Annotated in this window: 16 protein-coding genes and 1 pseudogene; 8 read left to right on the top strand and 9 right to left on the bottom strand. The window is 72.9% G+C overall.

The genetic code is table 11. The features are described 5' to 3' along the window. Positions 1–6: 6 nt before the first annotated feature. On the bottom strand, positions 7–840 hold the full coding sequence (locus tag ABTY04_RS10275) for a TIGR02452 family protein (protein ID WP_352212917.1): 834 nt from the start codon (positions 838–840) through the stop codon (positions 7–9). 131 nt (positions 841–971) lie between these two features. On the opposite strand from ABTY04_RS10275, the gene egtA reads away from it, so the two are divergent. The 4 genes from egtA to egtD are packed head-to-tail and all read left to right on the top strand — an operon-like array spanning position 972 to position 5,405. After that, the gene (gene egtA, locus ABTY04_RS10270; RefSeq protein WP_352212916.1) at positions 972–2,297 is read left to right on the top strand and encodes an ergothioneine biosynthesis glutamate--cysteine ligase EgtA; all 1,326 of its coding nucleotides are present in this window, start codon (positions 972–974) and stop codon (positions 2,295–2,297) included. Continuing rightward, positions 2,294–3,616 carry an ergothioneine biosynthesis protein EgtB gene (gene egtB, locus ABTY04_RS10265; protein ID WP_352212915.1) on the top strand — a complete coding sequence of 441 codons (1,323 nt, stop codon included), beginning with the start codon at positions 2,294–2,296 and terminating at the stop codon, positions 3,614–3,616. The genes egtA and egtB overlap by 4 nt, the downstream gene beginning before the upstream one ends. After that, positions 3,616–4,374, top strand: coding sequence for an ergothioneine biosynthesis protein EgtC (gene egtC, locus ABTY04_RS10260; protein WP_352212914.1), 759 nt, complete (start codon positions 3,616–3,618; stop codon positions 4,372–4,374). The genes egtB and egtC overlap by 1 nt, the downstream gene beginning before the upstream one ends. Then, a complete protein-coding gene (egtD, locus tag ABTY04_RS10255; protein WP_352212913.1) occupies positions 4,371–5,405 on the top strand; it encodes an L-histidine N(alpha)-methyltransferase in 1,035 nt (344 codons plus the stop codon). Before egtC ends, egtD begins: the two co-directional genes overlap by 4 nt. Positions 5,406–5,644: 239 nt before the next feature. On the opposite strand, the pseudogene ABTY04_RS10250 reads toward egtD, so the two are convergent. The 3 genes and pseudogenes from ABTY04_RS10250 to ABTY04_RS10240 form a co-directional block, all read right to left on the bottom strand. Next, a pseudogene (locus tag ABTY04_RS10250) lies at positions 5,645–6,172 on the bottom strand (lysophospholipid acyltransferase family protein); the annotation flags it as partial. Then, positions 6,169–7,011: a GNAT family N-acetyltransferase gene (locus ABTY04_RS10245; protein WP_352212912.1), complete on the bottom strand. Its 843-nt coding sequence runs from the start codon at positions 7,009–7,011 to the stop codon at positions 6,169–6,171. The pseudogene ABTY04_RS10250 and the gene ABTY04_RS10245, both read right to left, overlap by 4 nt. 162 nt (positions 7,012–7,173) lie before the next feature. Continuing rightward, positions 7,174–8,436, bottom strand: a complete 1,263-nt coding sequence (locus ABTY04_RS10240) for an extracellular solute-binding protein (RefSeq protein ID WP_502996604.1) — start codon at positions 8,434–8,436, stop codon at positions 7,174–7,176. 162 nt (positions 8,437–8,598) lie between these two features. Here ABTY04_RS10240 and ABTY04_RS10235 point away from each other — a divergent pair, with 162 nt between their 5' ends. Further along, positions 8,599–8,814, top strand: coding sequence for a dodecin (locus ABTY04_RS10235; RefSeq protein ID WP_352212911.1), 216 nt, complete (start codon positions 8,599–8,601; stop codon positions 8,812–8,814). A 152-nt stretch (positions 8,815–8,966) separates the two neighbouring features. Here ABTY04_RS10235 and ABTY04_RS10230 read toward each other — a convergent pair whose 3' ends face one another. Then, positions 8,967–9,470, bottom strand: coding sequence for a phosphatase domain-containing protein (locus tag ABTY04_RS10230; protein WP_352213047.1), 504 nt, complete (start codon positions 9,468–9,470; stop codon positions 8,967–8,969). A gap of 44 nt (positions 9,471–9,514) precedes the next feature. Between ABTY04_RS10230 and ABTY04_RS10225 the strand changes: the two genes are divergently transcribed. From ABTY04_RS10225 to ABTY04_RS10215, 3 genes are all read left to right on the top strand, one after another. Then, positions 9,515–10,543 (top strand): LLM class flavin-dependent oxidoreductase, encoded by a 1,029-nt coding sequence (locus tag ABTY04_RS10225; protein ID WP_352212910.1) that lies wholly within the window; start codon positions 9,515–9,517, stop codon positions 10,541–10,543. 74 nt (positions 10,544–10,617) lie between these two features. Next, positions 10,618–10,764: a hypothetical protein gene (locus ABTY04_RS10220; protein ID WP_352212909.1), complete on the top strand. Its 147-nt coding sequence runs from the start codon at positions 10,618–10,620 to the stop codon at positions 10,762–10,764. 10 nt (positions 10,765–10,774) lie between these two features. Continuing rightward, entirely contained in the window at positions 10,775–13,192 is a 2,418-nt protein-coding gene (locus ABTY04_RS10215; RefSeq protein ID WP_352212908.1) for an excinuclease ABC subunit UvrA, read from the top strand. On the opposite strand, the gene ABTY04_RS10210 is transcribed toward ABTY04_RS10215, so the two are convergent. From ABTY04_RS10210 to ABTY04_RS10195, 4 genes are all read right to left on the bottom strand, one after another. Then, positions 13,176–15,146 (bottom strand): SGNH/GDSL hydrolase family protein, encoded by a 1,971-nt coding sequence (locus ABTY04_RS10210; RefSeq protein WP_352212907.1) that lies wholly within the window; start codon positions 15,144–15,146, stop codon positions 13,176–13,178. The genes ABTY04_RS10215 and ABTY04_RS10210 overlap by 17 nt on opposite strands. A gap of 49 nt (positions 15,147–15,195) precedes the next feature. Next, entirely contained in the window at positions 15,196–15,846 is a 651-nt protein-coding gene (locus ABTY04_RS10205) for a hypothetical protein (RefSeq protein ID WP_352212906.1), read from the bottom strand. Between the two features lie 188 nt (positions 15,847–16,034). After that, on the bottom strand, positions 16,035–16,781 hold the full coding sequence (locus ABTY04_RS10200) for a succinate dehydrogenase/fumarate reductase iron-sulfur subunit (RefSeq protein WP_352212905.1): 747 nt from the start codon (positions 16,779–16,781) through the stop codon (positions 16,035–16,037). Continuing rightward, positions 16,778–18,742 (bottom strand): fumarate reductase/succinate dehydrogenase flavoprotein subunit, encoded by a 1,965-nt coding sequence (locus tag ABTY04_RS10195; RefSeq protein ID WP_352212904.1) that lies wholly within the window; start codon positions 18,740–18,742, stop codon positions 16,778–16,780. The genes ABTY04_RS10200 and ABTY04_RS10195 overlap by 4 nt, the downstream gene beginning before the upstream one ends.

The raw sequence follows: 18,742 nt of genomic DNA, 5'->3' as shown, positions 1-18,742 counted from the left end.
CCCCCGCTACGCCCCGAATCCCGCGAAGGCCCGCTCGAATGCCTCCCGGGGCCCCGGATTGCGGTCCAGTACCCCGAACGCCACCCGGTCGAACACCCCGGCGAAACGGCCGGCCAGCAGTGCCCGGAAGGCCTCGGCGACCTCCGCGGGGTCGTTCTGGAACACCCCGCATCCCCACGCACCGAGCACCAGCCGCGGGTACCCGTGCAGTGTCGCCGTCTCCAGGACGCGCTCCGCGCGCCGGGCCAGGGCCGCCGGGATCTCGGCGGCGCGCTCCGGCTCCTGGCGGCGGATGGTGCCTGCGTTCGGCGCCGGGGAGGTGAGGAAGCCCGCGCGGAAGGGGGCGTCCAGCAGTTCGCCCCGGTCGTCGCGGAAGACGGGGACCCCGGGCGAGTGAATCACCCGGTCGGTGTAGAAGGTGCTGCGCCCCGCGCGGTGGACCTCGTAGTACTCCGGAGCTTCGAGCAAGGTCTCGTACAGGGCCGAGGCGCGGCACAGCGCCTCCTCCTGGGCCTTGGCCCCGCGGAGGTAGCCGCCCCCGGGATTGCGGGCCGAGGCGAAGTTCAGGACGGCCACCGGGACCGGCGCCGGTCCGTCCGCGGCGAGCCTACGGGCTGCGACCGTGCTGCTCTCCCCCGTGACCTCGACGGTCGTCTCGCGGCCTCCCGCAGGAAGGTTTTCGCCTGGAATGATCCGGTTTGGCCCATATATCCTGGTTCCGGCCCTGGCTTCCGCCAGGGCGGCGGCGAGGGAGACCTGCCGCCCCGACCGCGTCCGGTATCCACCGGCCGCCACGATGGTCGCGTTCTCGCGCGCGATCTCGCGCAATCTGCTGCTCACGTCACCATCATCGGCAGTGCGGATCACTCGCGGCCAGAGATTTTTTCGCGCAACGATCTCGTTCCCACCTTTCAGGCCGACAAGGACGGGTAGGCATGGTCAAGTCACAACACTGGACAGGAGACCCGTCCATGCCTCAAGGCTCACCCGCACCACCCACCTCCCAGCCCCCGGGCGCATCACCCGCGCTCAGCGAAACCGCCGCCGAGGACCTGGTCCACGGCATCTGTTTCAAGACCGGCCCGCCCCGCACCCTCGGCGCCGAACTCGAATGGCTCGTACTGGACGCCGAGCGGCCCGGTGACGTACTGCCGCCCGACCGGCTGACCGCCGCCCACGACGCGGCCCGCGCCCTGCGCCTGCAATCCCGGCTCAGCACCGAGCCCGGCGGCCAGCTGGAGCTCAGCTCGGCCCCCGCCCCCTCCCTCTCCGGCTGCGTGGACGGTCTGCAGGCCGATCTCACCGCCGTACGGACCGCCCTGCGCTCCCAGGGCCTGGTCCTGCACGGGACCGGCCGGGATCCGCGCCGGCACATGCGCCGGCTGCTGTCCAACCCGCGCTACGACGCGATGGAGACCCACTTCGACCGCACCGGCCCGGCCGGCCGCGCCATGATGTGCTCCTCCGCTTCCGTGCAGGTCTGCGTGGACGCCGGGTACCAGGAGCCGGGTCCGCTCGGGTACGGCCGGCGCTGGCGGCTGGCGCATCTGCTGGGCGCCGTGTTCGTGGCGGCCTTCGCCAACTCCCCCGCGCACGAGGGCCCGTACGCCGGCTGGCGGTGCGCCCGCCAGGGGATCTGGAGCGATCTCGATGCCCGGCGCGCGCTCGCCCCGCCGCTGGACGCCGAGCCACGGGCCGGGTGGACCCGGCACGCGCTGGACACCGAGGTCATGTGCGTACGGTCGCACGACGGCGGGCCGTGGGCGGTCCCGCGCGGGCTGACCTTCCGCGACTGGCTCCGGGCCGACGGCGCCGGGAGCACGGACGGCCCACCCGCCCTCCGGCCGCCCACCGCAGAGGACCTGGAGTACCACCTGACCACCCTGTTCCCACCGGTGCGCCCGCGCGGCCACCTGGAGTTCCGGATGATCGACGCCCAGCCCGGCGACGACGGCTGGCTGGTTCCGGTGGCCGTCGTGCACGCACTGTTCGACGATCCGCAGGCCGCCGAGAGCGCGTACCGGGCGGCTAAGGCGCTGGCCGACGCCCATGGGTCACGGCCCGCGCCGCGCAACCCCCTGTGGCAGTCCGCCGCCCGGCACGGCCTGGCCGATCCGGAGCTGCGCAAGGCCGCGGCCGCCTGCTTCCGGGCCGCCACCGAGGCGCTGCCGCGCCTCGGCGCGAGCCGGCACGTCCAGGACGTGGTCGGCGCCTTCGTGGAACGCTTCACACTGCGCGGCCGATGTCCCGCCGACGACGGATACCTGCAGCTCACCGGGACGGGGGCCCGCCCATGACCACATCGTCCTCCGCGGAGCGGGCGCCCGCGGACCTGCGCGAGCGGGCCGTCGCGGCCCTGACCGCCGCCCGCGCCCGTACGGCCCTGCTCACCGACGCGGTGAACGACCGGGACCTCGTCGAACAGCACTCCCCGCTGATGTCCCCACTGGTGTGGGACCTGGCGCACATCGGGAACCAGGAGGAGCTCTGGCTGCTGCGCAACGTGGCCGGGCACGCGTCCCTGCACCCCGAGATCGACCCGCTCTACGACGCCTTCCGGCATCCGCGCTCCGAGCGGCCGAAGCTGCCCCTGCTGGGGCCGGCGGAGGCCCGGCGCTACACGGCCGAGGTGCGCGGCCGGGTCTTCGACCTGCTGGAGCGGACTCCGCTGGAGGGCTCCGCGCTGCTGGACGACGGTTTCGCCTTCGGGATGATCGCCCAGCACGAACAGCAGCACGACGAGACCATGCTGATCACCCATCAGCTGCGGCGCGGCGGGCCGGTGCTCACCGCGCCCGATCCGGATCCGCCGCGGGGTGCGGCGCCGACCGTCGCCGAAGTCCTGGTGCCCGGCGGCCCGTTCACGATGGGTACGTCGGCCGAGCCGTGGTCGCTGGACAACGAGCGGCCCGCGCACACCCGGGACACCGGGCCGTTCTGGATCGACACGGCGGCGGTGACCAATGCCGCGTACCAGGCGTTCATCGCGGACGGCGGCTACGGGGACGACCGCTGGTGGGCCGCGGAGGGCTGGGAGCAGATACGCCGGCACGGGATCGAGGCGCCGCTGTTCTGGCGCCGGGAGGCCGGGCAGTGGCTGCGCCGCCGCTTCGGCGTGACCGAGCCGGTGCCCGCCGACGAGCCCGTGCTGCACGTCAGCTGGTACGAGGCGGACGCGTACGCCCGCTGGGCGGGGCGCCGGCTGCCCACGGAGGCGGAGTGGGAGAAGGCCGCCCGGCACGACCCGGCCACCGGCCGCTCCACCCGCTACCCCTGGGGCGACGAGGACCCGACTCCTGCGCACGCCAACCTCGGCCAGCGCCATCTGCGCCCGGCCCCGGCGGGCAGCTATCCGGCCGGGGCGTCCCCGCTCGGGGTGCACCAGCTGATCGGCGACGTGTGGGAGTGGACCTCCTCCGATTTCCTGCCGTACCCGGGGTTCCGGGCCTTCCCGTACCGCGAGTACTCGGAGGTGTTCTTCGGCCCGGAGCACAAGGTGCTGCGGGGTGGCTCGTTCGCCGTGGATCCGGTGGCCTGCCGGGGCACGTTCCGCAACTGGGACCTGCCGGTGCGCCGGCAGATCTTCTCCGGCTTCCGGACCGCGAGGGATGTCTGATGTGCCGTCACATCGCGTTCGTGGGGCCGGAAGTGCCCTTGGCCCGGCTGCTGATCGAACCGGAGCACGCCCTCGTACGGCAGTCCTGGGAGCCGCGCCGCCAGCGCTTCGGGACGGTCAACGCCGACGGCTTCGGCGTCGGCTGGTACGCGGAGGGCGACCCGGTCCCCGCCCGCTACCGGCGGGCAGGTCCGATCTGGGGCGATGTGAACTTCGCCGATCTGGCCCGCACCGTACGCACGCGGGCCGCGCTGGCCGCCGTACGGGACGCCACCGTGTTCGGGGCGGACGGGGAGGCCGCGGCGGCGCCTTTCGCGTCCGGTCCGTGGCTGTTCAGCCACAACGGCGCGGTGCGGGACTGGCCGGACGCGGCGGCGCCGCTCGCGGCGGGCCTGCCGCCCGAGGACCTGCTGTCGCTGGCGGCGAGCACGGACTCGGCGCTGATCTGGGCGCTGGTCGTGCACCGGCTGCGGCGGGGGGACGACCTCGGCACGGCGCTCGCCGAGCCGGTGCGGGAGCTCGCGGCGGCCTCGCCCGGCTCCCGGCTGAACCTGCTGCTGACCGACGGCACCGGCATCGCGGCGACGGCCTGGGGCGATTCGCTCTGGTACCTGGCCGACGCGGCGGCGCAGCGCATGGTGGTGGCGTCCGAGCCGTACGACGACGATCCCCGCTGGTGCGAAGTACCCGACCGGACCCTGCTGACCACCGATGGCACACGGGTCGACCTGACCCCGCTGAAGGAGACCTCCCAGTGAGCGACTTCCAGTTGACCCGCACCCTCGACGAGCACGCCGCCGACACCGCGCTGCGGGCGGACGTCCGGCACGGACTGACGGTGTCCCCCAAGGCGCTGCCGCCCAAGTGGTTCTACGACGCGCGGGGCAGCGAACTCTTCGAGGAGATCACCCGGTTGCCCGAGTACTATCCGACGCGCGCCGAGCGGGAGATCCTGGTGGCGCGGGCCGGGGAGATCGCCGCGGCGAGCGGGGCCCGCACGCTGGTGGAGCTGGGTTCCGGCTCCTCGGAGAAGACCCGGCACCTCATCGAGGCGATGCCCGCGCTGCACACGTACATCCCGGTGGACGTCAGCGGGAGCGCCCTGGAGGGGGCGGCCGGGGCGCTGCTGGCGGAGCATCCGGGGCTGCGGGTGCACGCGCTGGTGGCCGACTTCACGAAGCCGCTGCGGCTGCCGGACACGCCCGGGCCGCGGCTGGTGGTGTTCCTCGGCGGCACGATCGGCAATCTGCTGCCGCCGGAGCGCGCCGCGTTCCTGGCCTCCGTACGGGCGATGCTGTCGCCCGGGGACGCACTGCTGATGGGGACGGACCTGGTGAAGGACGAGGCCGTGCTGGTGGCCGCGTACGACGACGCGCAGGGTGTGACGGCCGAGTTCAACAAGAACGTCCTGGCCGTCGTCAACCGGGAGCTGGGCGCGGACTTCCACACCGACGACTTCGCGCACGTCGCGGTGTGGAACCGGGAGCAGGAGTGGATCGAGATGCGGCTGCGGGCCCGGTCGGAGCTGGTGGTGAAGGTCCGGGCACTGGATCTGGTGGTGCCCTTCAGGGCGGGTGAGGAGATCCTGACGGAGGTCTCCGCGAAGTTCCGTCAGGAGGGCGTACGGAAGGAACTCGCCGAGGCCGGGCTTGAGTTGACCCAGTGGTGGACGGACACCGACGGCCGCTTCGCGCTGTCCCTGTCGGTGGCCGACGGCGAGTCCGGCTGGGCCGGCACCCCTGCGAGGAGTGAGGAGACGGGGACGGAGTCGACGGCGACGGCCGCCTGAGCCGCGGCCGCGAGTTCCCGCCGGTCCGCGTGGCGGCCCGGCGGGATCCGCGGCAGCAGCCGGATCTCGGCCCGCACCCCGCGGGCCCGGGCGATCCTCCACAGGGAGGCGGTCAGCGGGTCGGCCCCGACGAAGGCGGGCGCCCCGGCGGGGCTCCCGTCCGGCAGCCGGTACGCGAGCCGTACGGGCTGTACGGGCACCCCGGCGTCCAGGGCGGACTGGAAGGCGGCCCGCCGGAAGGGCCCCTGGGCGCGCCCGCACCAGGTGCTGCCCTCGGGGAAGACGGTGACGCGGTCGCCGGCCCGCAAGGCGCGGGTGATGGCCTGGACGGTGCCGGGGAGGGCGCGGATCCGCTCCCGCTCTATGAACAGGGTCCCGTTCTGCCGGGAGAGCGGGCCGAGCACCGGCCAGTCGCGGATGTCGCTCTTGGCCAGCATCCGGCAGGGCATGACGGCGGCGACGAGTGCGATGTCCAGCCAGGAGACGTGGTTGGCGACGATCAGGCGGCCGCCGCCCGGTCCGGGACTCCCGTGCACGGTGATCCGTATCCCGAAGGACCGGACCAGGGCCGTCGCCCAGGCCCTCACCAGTGCCTGGCGGGGACGGGCGGGGAGCAGCCGGACCGGCGGGGCGCCCAGGACCCCGAGCAGGGCCAGGGCGACGGCGGCGGTGAGCCGCAGCACCGCGCGGGCGGGACTCGCGCTGTCCCCCTCGTGGCCGGCGCAGGCCTCGGGGGTACAGGGCGAGGTGGGCAGCCAGACGCTCATGCGGCCGGGGCGAGCGCGAGGAAGTGCTTGAGGTAGCGCGGGTTGGTGCGCCGCAGGGAGAGCAGGACGTACAGGTCGGCGCAGCCGAACTCGGCGTCGAGGGCGGGCTCGCCGCAGACCCAGGCGCCCAGGCGCAGGTAGCCGCGGAGCAGCGGGGGCAGCTCCATGCGCGCCGGGAAGGTGATGCCTTCGGGGTTCCAGGGGAGGTGGGGGGTGACCCGGTACTCCTCGGGGGCGAGGTTGCGGGTGAGGACGCTCTCGCGGGTGGCGGCGGCCAGGACCCCGCCGTCGGCGAGCGGTATCGAGCAGCAGCCGGCGAGCCAGTTGTGGCCGGAGCGGTCCATGTAGCGGGCGAGGCCGGCCCAGATCAGGGCGATGACGGCGCCGTTGCGGTGGTCGGGGTGAACGCAGGAGCGGCCGACCTCGACGAGGTCGGGGCGGATCGGGGCGAGCGCGCAGAGGTCGAACTCACCCTCGGAGTAGAGCCGGCCGGCGACGGCGGCGCGCTCCGGGGGCAGCAGCCGGTAGGTGCCGACGACCTGCTCGCTCTCCTCCTCGATGACGAGGAGGTGGTCGCAGTACGCGTCGAAGGCGTCGGAGTCCAGGCCCGGCTCGGGTCCGTCGAGTCGGGCGCCGAGCTCGCCGGCGAAGACCTGGTGGCGCAGCCGCTGGGCGGCGCGTACCTCGTCCTCGTTGCGGGCGAGGCGGACGGCGTAGCGGGGGGTGGTGGGGAGGTCGCCGGGCGCCGCCACGGTCGCGGCCGCGGGGACGGCGGCGGCGGCAACGGTGGGGGTGACGGTGGGGGGAAGGGTGGACGGGGACAGGGGGGCGATGGTCATGGCGGCTCCTGATCCGGGCACGGGAGCCAGGCCGGCAGGTTTGGTGGCCTGGCTCCTTTACTTCTTCCGTGACCGGCTGGATTCGACATGACCGCTCAGCGGCCCTTGGATGTGCGAACGCTTAACTCGGCGGGCTCGGCGGATGCGGCGGACCCGGCCGGCTCAGCGGTCGGCGCTGAGGATCTTGCCGATCGCCTCCGAGGCCGCTTTGGCGGCCTGCTTGGGGTCCTGTCCGGTGAGCACGGCCGTCATGTAGGGCTTGATCGGGTTCTTGCCCTCGACCTCGGCCCAGCGGGCGGACTTCGGGGTGGCCCGGCCCTGGGCGGCACCGGGCGCCATGTTCGCGGCTCCCTCGTTGCCGTCGACCACGTGCGCGAGGGTGGTCTTGTTCGGTACGTAGCTCATCGTCCGGGTGAGCTCGGTCTGCCATTTCTCGCTCACCAGGGCGGTGATCACGTCGACGGCGTGGGCCCGCTGCTTCGTCCGCTCGGGGATGATCAGGTCGGAGCCGCCGGTGAAGACGGCTCCTGGCTTGTCGGAGATCTTGCCGGGGACCGGGAAGAAGCCGATCCTGCCCTTGAGGGCGGGGTTGGCGGCCTCGATCGCGGCGGCCTGGCCGGGCGGGGCGATGATCTGGGCGACCCTGCCGCGGGCGAAGACCCCGGACTGCGGGGGCGTCTCCTCGTCGGCGTCCTTGGGGCCGTCGCCAAGGGCCTGGAGCTGCTTGTAGAACTCCATGCCGGCCAGGGCCTTCTCGTCGTCGAGGGTGCCGACCCACTGGCCGTTGGTCTCGACGGCGAGGTCGCCGCCCTCGTCCCAGACGAACCCGGAGAGGACGTACCAGTTCTGCCCGGGCAGGTAGATGCCCTGCTGGTCGCCCTTGTCGAGCTTCCGGGTGGCCTGGATCCAGTCCTGCCGGTTCTTGGGCGGCGTTTTGATCCCGGCGTTCGCGAAGAGGTCCTTGTTGTAGATCACCACGCGGTTGGCGGCGTACCAGGGGATGCCGTACTGGGCCCCGTTGACGCTCCCCGGGTCGGCGAGGCCCTTGAGCCAGTCCTTGCCGCCCCACTCGCGCAGGCCTTCGAGGGTGAGTTCGGAGAGGCCCCCGGTCTCGATGTACTGGGCGACCTGGGTGTTGCCGACCTCGATGACGTCGGCGCCCTCGCTGCTCCGCCCGGCGAGCACGGCGTTGACCTTCTCGCCGATGCCCGTCCACTCCTGGATCCTGACGTCCAGGTCGACGCCGGGGTGCTCCTTCTCGAAGGAGGCGGTGAACTTCGTGGTGAAGTCCTCCGATGCGCTGCCCTTCATCAGCCAGAGCGTCACCTTCTGCGTTCCCCCGGCCGGTCCCGCCAGCCGGCTGCAGCCGGTGAGGGCGGTCACGGCGGCGAGGGCGGTGCACACGGCGAGGAAGCGCATCTTCACGAGGTCACCTTCTGGGGATCGATCTCAGATGGCTTGAAATTGGCATAGACCAATGGGCGGGTCAAGGGCCTCCGGCTCGAAACTGTTCACGCATAGTTCGCGGATGCGGACTTACTGGGGCACCGTAGAACGAGGCACAAGCCACCACCGTCGGGAGACCCCATGTCCAATCACACGTACCGGGTGACCGAAATCGTCGGCACCTCCCCCGAGGGCATCGATCAGGCCGTCCGCAACGGGATCGCCAGGGCGGGCCAGACGCTGCGCAACCTGGACTGGTTCGAGGTCACACAGGTGCGGGGACACATCGAGAACGGCGCGGTGGCGCACTACCAGGTGGGGCTCAAGGTCGGGTTCCGCCTCGACGGCGAGGACTGAGCCCGGACACGGCCGTGCAGACCCCGGGCCGGGCCCGGGCCGGGGTCTGCACGGCCTTACTGCACGGCCTTACCGCGCGGCATTCCTGCACGGCCTTCCTGCGCCGTCCGCCTGCACTGTCTGCCAGGTCGCGGCCTGCCGGCTCTGCGGCCTCAGGTCCGGCCCTCGCCCTCCTGGGCCGTCTTGAGCTCCGGCGCGTCCGCCGCCCAGTCCGCCAAGACCACCGTGAAACCCGCTGCGCGCGCCGCCTGGCAGACGAGCTCGTCGTCGTCCACGAGCATCCGCACCTCCCGGCCCCGGGCGATCCGCCGGAGCACCTCCAGCTTGGTGGTGCGGGCCGGCCTGCGGTCCTGGTTCCCGCGCATCCACAGCCGCCCCTCGGGCAGCCCGTGGCGGGTCAGCCACTCCTCCGTGTCCGCACGGCACCGCTCCGGGCGCCCGGTCAGGTACACGACCTCGCAGTCGGCCGCCCGCTCCACCGCCAGCGCCACCCCGCGCGCGAGCGGCGGGTCGGCGGGGGCCGCGCCGAAGAACCCGTCCCAGTCCCGAGGGCGACGCTCCAGGAAGTGCTGGCGGTGGTCGGTATCGGCCAGGGTGTTGTCTATGTCGAAGACGGCCAGCGGCCGGCGGTCGTTGCTGTCACTCATGCGGGTCAGGGTAGGCAGGGAATCCTGACGGCGCGTGCGCGTTACAGCCTTGTGTGATCCGGAAACTCTCCATCCTCGACCGGTCCCGCACCCGCGAGGGGCACCCGCCCGCGCAGGCCCTGCGCGACACCGTGGAGCTCGCCCGCGCGGCGGAGCGGCTCGGCTACCACCGCTTCTGGGTGTCCGAGCACCACAGCGTCCCCGGGGTCGCGGGCTCCGCGCCCGCCGTACTGGCCGCCGCCGTCGCCGCAGCCACCCGGCGGATCCGGGTCGGCACCGGCGGGGTGATGCTGCCGAACCACCAACCGCTGGTCGTCGCCGAGCAGTTCGGGGTCCTGGAGTCTCTGTTTCCCGGCCGCATCGACATGGGGCTCGGCCGCTCGGTCGGCTTCACCGGCGGGATCCGGCGGGCGCTGGGCCGCGACACCGGGGACGCCGACCGGTTCGAGGAGCAGCTGGCGGAGCTGCTGGGCTGGCTCGACGGCACCCAGCGGGCGCACCCCGAGGTGCACGCCCGCCCGGCGGAGGGGCTGCGGATCCCGGCGTACGTACTGGCCACCGGCGAGGGCGCCGGGATCGCGGCCCGGGCCGGGCTGCCGCTGGTGGTGGGCGACCTGCGGGCCCGGGGCCGGGTCACGGAGATCATCGAGCGCTACCGCGCGGAGTTCCGCCCCTCGGCCGGCGGATCCGAGCCGTACGTGGTGGTCTCCGGGACCGTGGCCGTGGCGCCGACACCGGAGGCCGCCCGGCGCATCCTGGTCCCGGAGGCCTGGTCCCTCGCGCACTCCCGCACCCGGGGCAGCTTCCCGCCCCTGCGGCCGGCCGAGGAGGTCGAGGCCCTGGACATGACCCCGAAGGAGCGGGAGCTGTACGAGGGCGGGCTCGCCGGGCACGTCCACGGCACCGAGGAGCAGGTCGCGGCGCAGCTCGCCGAGGCGGCCGGGCTCACGGGCGCGGACGAGCTGCTGGTCACCACCTCCACGTATGACCGCACGGCGCTGCTGGACTCGTTCGAGCGGCTGGCCCGGATCGCCGGACTCGACGGGCACGGACGTGCCTTGACCGGCTCCGGGATCGGGTAGCGTCGGTGGACCGCGCCGCACGCCACGACGGCGCCGGGTCAACCGACGTGTGCGAGGGGCGTGTGGGGGATTTCGTGGCCGTCCCGAAGGGTGAGCTGGCCCGGGTGTTCGAGGGGGTGGAGGAGCGGCCGGAGATCAGCATCGCTCCCCTGTGGCCGCACAGTGTCCTCGACTACCTGAGGCATCCGTCGGTGACCGAAACCATCCTGTCCGCCCCCTAAACTGGGACGAATGCACCAGTCCGCCGAACCTCAGGCCCACCACGATCCCTTCGTACGGGTACGGGGCGCCCGCGAGCACAACCTGCGCGGCGTCGACGTGGACATCCCGCGCGACGCCCTGACCGTGTTCACCGGGGTCTCCGGCTCCGGGAAGAGCTCTCTCGCCTTCGGCACGCTCTACGCCGAGGCCCAGCGGCGGTACTTCGAGTCGGTGGCCCCGTACGCCCGCCGCCTGATCCACCAGATCGGCGCCCCGAAGGTGGACTCCGTCACCGGGCTGCCACCCGCGGTCTCGCTGGAGCAGCGGCGCTCCTCCCCCGGCTCGCGGTCCTCGGTCGGGACGGTGACCCTGCTCTCCAACTCGCTGCGCATGCTGTACTCCCGCGCCGGGACCTACCCGGCAGGTGCGGAGCGGCTCGACTCCGACGCCTTCTCCCCCAACACCGCGGCCGGGGCCTGCCCTTCCTGTCACGGGCTCGGCAGCATCCATCGCACCAGCGAGGAACTCCTGGTACCGGATCCCGGGCTGTCGATCCGTCAGGGCGCCATCGCCGCCTGGCCCGGCGCCTGGCAGGGCAAGAACCTCCGGGACATCCTGGAGGTGCTCGGGTACGACGTGGACGCGCCCTGGCGGGAGCTGGCGGCGAAGGACCGCGAGTGGATCCTGTTCACCGAGGAGCAGCCGGTGGTCACGGTGCATCCGGTGCGGGACGCGGACCGGATCCAACGCCCCTACCAGGGCACGTACATGAGCGCCCACCGTCATGTGATGCGGACGTTCTCGGACAGCAAGAGCGCCACCCTGCGGGCCCGGGCGGAACGGTTCCTCACCGATTCCCCGTGCCCGGTGTGCGAGGGGCGACGGCTGGGGCCTGCGGCGCTGGCCGTGACGTTCGCGGGCCGCACGATCGCGGAGCTGGCGGCGCTGCCGCTGATCGCCCTGGACTCCGTACTGGCCGACGCGTCTGCGGGCGGGGAGGCGGCCCGGGTGCTCTCGGAGGACCTGCGGTCCCGGATCGGGCCCGTCGTGGAACTCGGGCTCGGATATCTGAGCCTGGACCGTACGGCGCCGACCCTGTCGGCGGGCGAGCTCCAGCGGCTGAGGCTGGCGACGCAGTTGCGGTCCGGGCTGTTCGGGGTGGTGTACGTGCTGGACGAGCCGTCGGCGGGGCTGCATCCGGCCGACACCGAGGCGCTGCTCGGCGTACTGGACCGGCTCAAGGCTGCCGGGAACACGGTGTTCGTGGTGGAGCACCACCTGGAAGTGGTGCGGCATGCGGACTGGCTGGTGGAGGTGGGTCCGCTGGCCGGGGAGCACGGCGGGCGGGTGCTGTACAGCGGGCCGCCGCAGGGGCTGGCCGGGGTGGCCGGGTCCGCTACGGCGCGGCATCTGTTCGCCGGGGACGGCACCGGGCCTGGGCGCGAGATGCGTGAGGTACGGGAGGCGAGCGGTTCGGTCCGGCTCACCGGGGTCGACCGGCACAACCTGCAGGGCGTGGACGCGGAGTTCCCGCTCGGGGTGTTCACGGCCGTGACGGGGGTGTCGGGGTCGGGCAAGTCCACGCTGGTGGGCCAGGTGCTCGCGCGAAAGGTCGGGGAGCGGATCGCGGATCCGGGGTTCCCGGTGCGGCGGCTGGTGGAGGTGGACCAGAAGCCGATCGGCCGGACCCCGCGGTCCAACCTGGCCACGTACACGGGGCTGTTCGACGTGGTGCGCAAGCTGTTCACGGCGGCGCCGCAGGCGCGGGCGCGCGGCTGGAAGGCGGGCCGGTTCTCCTTCAACGTGGCGGGCGGCCGGTGCGAGACCTGCCAGGGCGAGGGGTTCGTCTCGGTGGAGCTCCTGTTCCTGCCGAGTACGTATGCCCCGTGCCCCCAGTGCGCCGGGGCACGGTACAACACCGAGACCCTGGACGTGCGGTACGAGGGGCTGAACATCGCGGAGGTGCTGGCCCTGACGGTGGAGTCCGCGGCCGCCTTCTTCGCGCAGGTCCCGGCGGCGGCGCGCAGCCTGCGGGCGCTGCAGGAGATCGGACTGGGGTACCTGCGGCTGGGGCAGCCGGCCACGGAGCTGTCGGGCGGCGAGGCCCAGCGGATCAAGCTGGCGACGGAACTCCAGCGGCAGCGCCGGGACCACACCCTGTACGTCCTGGACGAGCCGACGACCGGTCTGCACCCGGCCGATGTGCGGGTGCTCCTGCGGCAGCTGCACGGGCTGGTGGACGCCGGGCACTCCGTGGTGGTCGTGGAGCACGACATGGAGGTGGTGGCGGGCGCGGACTGGGTGATCGACCTGGGTCCGGGCGGCGGCGCGGACGGCGGCCGGATCGTCGCGGCGGGCTCTCCCCGGGAGGTGGCCGCCTCCGGCTCGGGCCGCACGGCACCCTACCTGGCCCGCGCCCTGGCGCAAGGGGTCAGGGAAGCAGGCTGAAGACCGCCACGCTCGCGGCCCACAGGACGCCCAGTCCGAGGAGCACGAGCAGCAGCCAGGGCCAGCGCCCGCGCGTCTGGTCCAGCTCCCAGGCGCGGATCCGGTCCTGGCAGTGCGGGTTCCCGGAATTCTTGATCATGCTGCATTCGGGCTCGGGTGCCGCCGGGTTCTGGCCCGCGGCAGCCTCCTGGGCCGTGGGCGCGCGCTGCTTCAGCAGCTCGCGGTGCGTGGTCAGCCAGGCGGTGAAGGTGTCTCGCATGGCCCGGTGGCCGCGCTCGTTGGGGTGGAGGCTGTTGTGGATCCATTTACCCGGGCTGAAGCGCTGTGCGGCGAGGCCGTTGACCGAGGCGATGTCCACGAAGTTGATGCCGGCCTCGCCCTTTCTGCGCTGGCACAGCTGGAGCCGGTGCGTCGCGAGGCTGTCCTTCATCTCGGCCAGGTACGCGATGCCCGCGTGGGCATCGGTCGCGGCGTCCTGCACCGTCTTGTCCACCTCGTCCACGAACCCGTGGATGAAGTCCCGCTCGGGCTTCGTCAGGGCCACTCCGCTGCACTGGCCGGCGGTGGCGAGCGGCTGCGGGTAGGGCACGGCCACGATGGGCACGCCGGCGGGCAGGGCCTTCCTGAGCGACCGGAACGTCGCGGTGAGGTCCTGCCGGACCTTCGGCAGATTGCCGGTGAACACCGGCTTCTGCTGTTCGCAGTCCCCGGGTGCGATACAGGCTTCGCCGAGGATGGCGAAGCCTGCGTCGTTGCCTCCCAGAGCCACGATGACCAGGGCGGGGCGGAACGCGGACGCCTGCTTTTTGAGCTGGTCGATCTGGCTGCCCGGCTCGCCCTCCTGCACTCTGAGGAAGCTCGCGTCGGATTTCGCGATGACGTTGTAGGTCCGGGCGCCGGAGCACGCGAGGAACAGCACGCGGTCGAACAGCCGGTTCTCGGTAGCGAGTCCCACCGCGTAGGCGGAGGGCGAGCGCCGGCACTCGTTGTGGCCGCCGTCGTCGGTTCCCGCGAAGTAGCTGCTCGCGCCCTCGCCCGACATGTAGGAGTCGCCGATCGCCACGAGGACGCGCCGGCCTCCGGCGGGGTCGAGCAGCTGCGGATCGCTGTGCTCCGGGGGAGCCGCCGCGAGCAGGCAGAGCGCCGCGAGGACGAGAGCGACGTCGGCGTGCGTGGCGGAGACGATGGCCAGCAGCAGCACCAGGGCCGTGGCGAGCAGGACCGAGGCAAGGACCCAGTCCCGGTACCCGAGCCAGGCGACGGCCAGGACGGCCAGGACGGTCCCGGCGATGCCGAGGGCCCCGGCGAGGCCGACACCGGCTCCCGGCCCCGCGGCGGAGTTCCGCCTGCGCAGCCGGCGTACCCCCCACTCGGACAAGGCGTTGAGCCCGAGCGGGAGCGCCACGAAGAGGGCCACGCCGAGGGCGACGAGCAGGCCCAGGAAGAGGCTCCCCTTGGCCTTGGGCAGCAGGATCGCGGCCACGACCGCCGTCACCGCGGTCAGGGCGCACAGGGCCGCACCCCACAGCAGGAGCGCTTTCCTCGGCCGGCCGGGTCCCGCTCCGCGCCATGCTTCGACGAACCAGCCCAGACCGAGCAGCAGCAAGACCGAGCCGACGAGCGGCAGGGCGTCCCCGTCCACACCCGCCCAGTGGACGCCGAGCACCACCAGTCCGGCAGTGCTCAGCAGGCCGGCTGCCCACAGGAGCCAGCGCGGGGTCTTCGCACCAGGGCCTCGCTCGTGCCCCAGCGTCAGCTGTCGTACGACGAAGACGGCACTGCACAGGCCGAAGAAACCCAGCGCCAGGTACAGCTCCGTGAGCGGCACTCCCCGGCTCGACTCCACGACGAGGACCACGGCGCCCACGACGAACAGGACCCGCGGTCCCCACCACACCAGGATCTCGCGCCGGCCCGGCCGGAGGAGCGGCCCGGCCGCCTCGTCACCTTGCATGCTCCTGCCCCTTCTGCCGGTCGGTGGACGTCGGGCGGCACCCGACGTGCTAGGCGTCCCCCGGCAGCAGGTGCTGCGGGAGTTCGCGGAAGCTCCACCTGCCCTGCTGGCGGGTGAGCATCCACACCATGTCGTAGCGGTCGGGCCAGACGGCGGGGATGCCGAGCACCCGGTCGGCGCCGAGGGACCGGATCAGGCGGGGGATTCCGGTGTGCTCCCAGCAGACGAGTACGGGCATGGGGGCGGCCAGCGCGGCGCGGGCCAGGGCCTCCTCGGCGCCGACGGCGAACTCGCCGCGCAGGGGGGCGCGCAGGACCTTGGCCAGCGGCTCGACCGTCCGGCGGCAGGAGGCAGGGGTCCCGGCCGGGCCGCCGGCCGCGAAGACGGCCGCGGGGCGTGGCAGCGCCGAGCCGCCCGCGGGCGGGAACAGGCGGTGCAGTTCTTCGGCCCGGCGTCGGCCGCGTCCGGCCAGGGACGCGGGGTCCTCGTTGCCCTCCGCGCCCTCGCCCATGTCCCCGGCGTACGGCTTCTCCGCGTGCCGGATCACCATGACCAGGGCGTCCTTCGGCGCGGGCTTCGGGCCGTGGGCGGCGCTGCCAGAGGCGTCCGCGGAGCAGCCGGCCATCGCGAGCGGGGCGAGGGCGGCGGCCGCCAGGACGGCGCGGCGGCGCGGTCCGGACCCGTCGGGGGCTTGTGGCATGGGGCCACTGTCCCCCACCCGCCGGACACCGGCGGCGCGCGGCGCGTCGTACCACTGCGACGAGCGCCCGGTCGGCCGATCGGATCAGCCGATCGGTCGAGGCCTCCGGGGCTTCTCTTACGGGAAGGGCACCTGGAACAGCACCGGGAAGGGCACCGGGAAGTGGCCTCCGGGAAGGGCCGCCCGCCTCATGCCCCGTGCTTGCGGACGGCGCGCAGCCATTCGCGGTTCATGGCGGCTATGGAAGGCAGCGGGATGCCCTTGGGACAGGCCGTGGCGCACTCGCCGGTGAGGGTGCAGCCGCCGAAGCCCTCGTCGTCCATCCGGGCCACCATGTCGAGCACGCGGGTCTCCCGCTCGGGCGAGCCCTGCGGCAGCACGTTCAGGTGGTTGACCTTGGCGGAGGTGAACAGCATCGCGGAGCCGTTGGGACAGGCCGCCACGCACGCCCCACAGCCGATGCACTCGGCGTGCTCGAAGGCGGAGTCGGCATCGGCCTTCGGCACGGCGGTGGCGTGCGCCTCGGGGGCGGATCCGGTCGGGGCGGTGATGTAGCCGCCGGCCTGGATGATCCGGTCGAAGGCGCTGCGGTCCACGACGAGGTCCTTGACCACCGGGAAGGCGGAGGCCCGCCAGGGCTCGACGTCGATGGTGTCGCCGTCGGCGAAGGAGCGCATGTGGAGCTGGCAGGTGGTGGTGCGCTCGGGCCCGTGGGCGTCGCCGTTGATCACGAGGCTGCACGCGCCGCAGATGCCCTCGCGGCAGTCGTGGTCGAAGGCCACCGGGTCCTCGCCGCGCAGGATGAGGTCCTCGTTGAGGGTGTCGAGCATCTCCAGGAACGACATGTCGCGGGAGATGCCGTCCACCTCGTACGTGACCATCGTGCCGGGGGTATCGGGGTTCTGCTGGCGCCAGACGCGCAGGTTGAGCCTCATGCGTAGCTCCGCTGGGTGGGGTGGACGTACTCGAAGACGAGTTCTTCCTTGTGCAGGACGGGGGCCGCGCCGGTCCCCTGGTACTGCCAGGCGGCGGCGTAGCCGAACTCCTCGTCGCGGCGGGCGGCCTCGCCGTCCGGGGTCTGGGACTCCTCGCGGAAATGGCCGCCGCAGGACTCGGCGCGGTGGAGGGCGTCGAGGCACATCAGCTCGGCCAGCTCCAGGTAGTCGACGATCCGGTTGGCCTTTTCGAGGGACTGGTTGAACTCCTCGCCGCTGCCCGGGACCTTGATGCGGCGCCAGAACTCCTCGCGGATCAGCGGGATCCGCTCCAGCGCCTTGCGCAGGCCCTCTTCGGTGCGGGACATGCCGCAGTACTCCCACATGAGCTCGCCGATCTCGCGGTGGAAGGAGTCGGGGGTGCGGTCACCGTCGACGGCGAGCAGCTTGGCGAGGCAGTCGCGGGTCTCGCGGACCGCGGCCGCCGCCTCGGGGTGGCTGTCGTCGACGGCGTCCCGGTGCGGGTGGCGGGCCAGGTAGTCGTTGATGGTGGAGGGCAGTACGAAGTAGCCGTCTGCGAGGCCCTGCATCAGGGCGGAGGCGCCGAGGCGGTTGGCTCCGTGGTCGGAGAAGTTGGCCTCGCCGATCGCGAAGAGGCCGGGGACGGTGGTCTGGAGGTCGTAGTCGACCCACAGGCCGCCCATCGTGTAGTGCACGGCGGGGTAGATCCGCATGGGGACCTCGTACGGGTTCTCCGCGGTGATCCGCTCGTACATCTCGAAGAGGTTGCCGTACTTCTCGGCGACCTTGTCCCTGCCCATGCGGCGGATGGCGTCGGCGAAGTCGAGGTAGACGCCCTGGCCGCCGGGGCCGACGCCGCGGCCCTCGTCACAGACGTTCTTGGCGGCGCGGGAGGCGATGTCGCGGGGCACGAGGTTGCCGAACGAGGGGTAGATCCGCTCCAGGTAGTAGTCGCGCTCCGCCTCGGGGATCTCGGCGGCGGGGCGGGTGTCGCCCTGGGCCTTGGGGACCCAGATGCGGCCGTCGTTGCGCAGGGACTCGCTCATCAGTGTGAGCTTGGACTGGTGGTCTCCGGTACGCGGGATGCAGGTGGGGTGGATCTGGGTGAAGCACGGGTTGGCGAAGTACGCGCCGCGCCGGTGCGCCCGCCAGACGGCGGTCGCATTGGAGTTCATGGCGTTGGTGGAGAGGTAGAAGACATTGCCGTAGCCGCCGCTGGCCAGGACGACGGCGTCCGCGTAGTACGTGGAGATCCTGCCGGTGATCAGGTCGCGGGCGACGATGCCGCGGGCCGCACCGTCCACCGTGATCAGGTCGAGCATCTCGGTGCGGGCGTGCATCTCCACGTTGCCGGCGGCGATCTGCCGGGACAGCGCCTGGTAGGCACCGAGGAGGAGCTGCTGGCCGGTCTGGCCGCGGGCGTAGAAGGTGCGGGAGACCTGGACGCCGCCGAAGGAGCGGGTGTCGAGGAGGCCGCCGTACTCGCGGGCGAAGGGGACGCCCTGGGCCACGCACTGGTCGATGATCTCGACGGAGATCTGGGCGAGGCGGCGGACATTGGACTCGCGGGCGCGGAAGTCGCCGCCCTTGACGGTGTCGTAGAAGAGGCGGTGCACCGAGTCGCCGTCGTTGCGGTAGTTCTTCGCGGCGTTGATCCCGCCCTGCGCGGCGATGGAATGGGCCCGGCGCGGGGAATCGGAGAAGCAGAACTGGACGACGTGGTAGCCCTGTTCGGCGAGGGTGGCGCCGGCCGCCCCGCCGGCCAGGCCGGTTCCGACGACGATGACGGTGTGCTTGCGGCGGTTGGCCGGGTTGACGAGCCTGGCCTCGAAGCGGCGGCGGTCCCAGCGTTCGGCGATGGGGCCTTCGGGGGCCTTGGTGTCGGCTATCGGCTCCCCGGTGGCGTAGTCGGTGTAGCCGGTTTCGGCGTATGCGCTCAT

Origin of the sequence: Streptomyces sp. NPDC097981 (genome assembly GCF_040302565.1) — a bacterium.
Lineage (GTDB): Bacteria > Actinomycetota > Actinomycetes > Streptomycetales > Streptomycetaceae > Streptomyces.
Note: the sequence above shows the minus strand (reverse complement) of the source record. Positions and strands in the feature narration are given on the sequence as shown.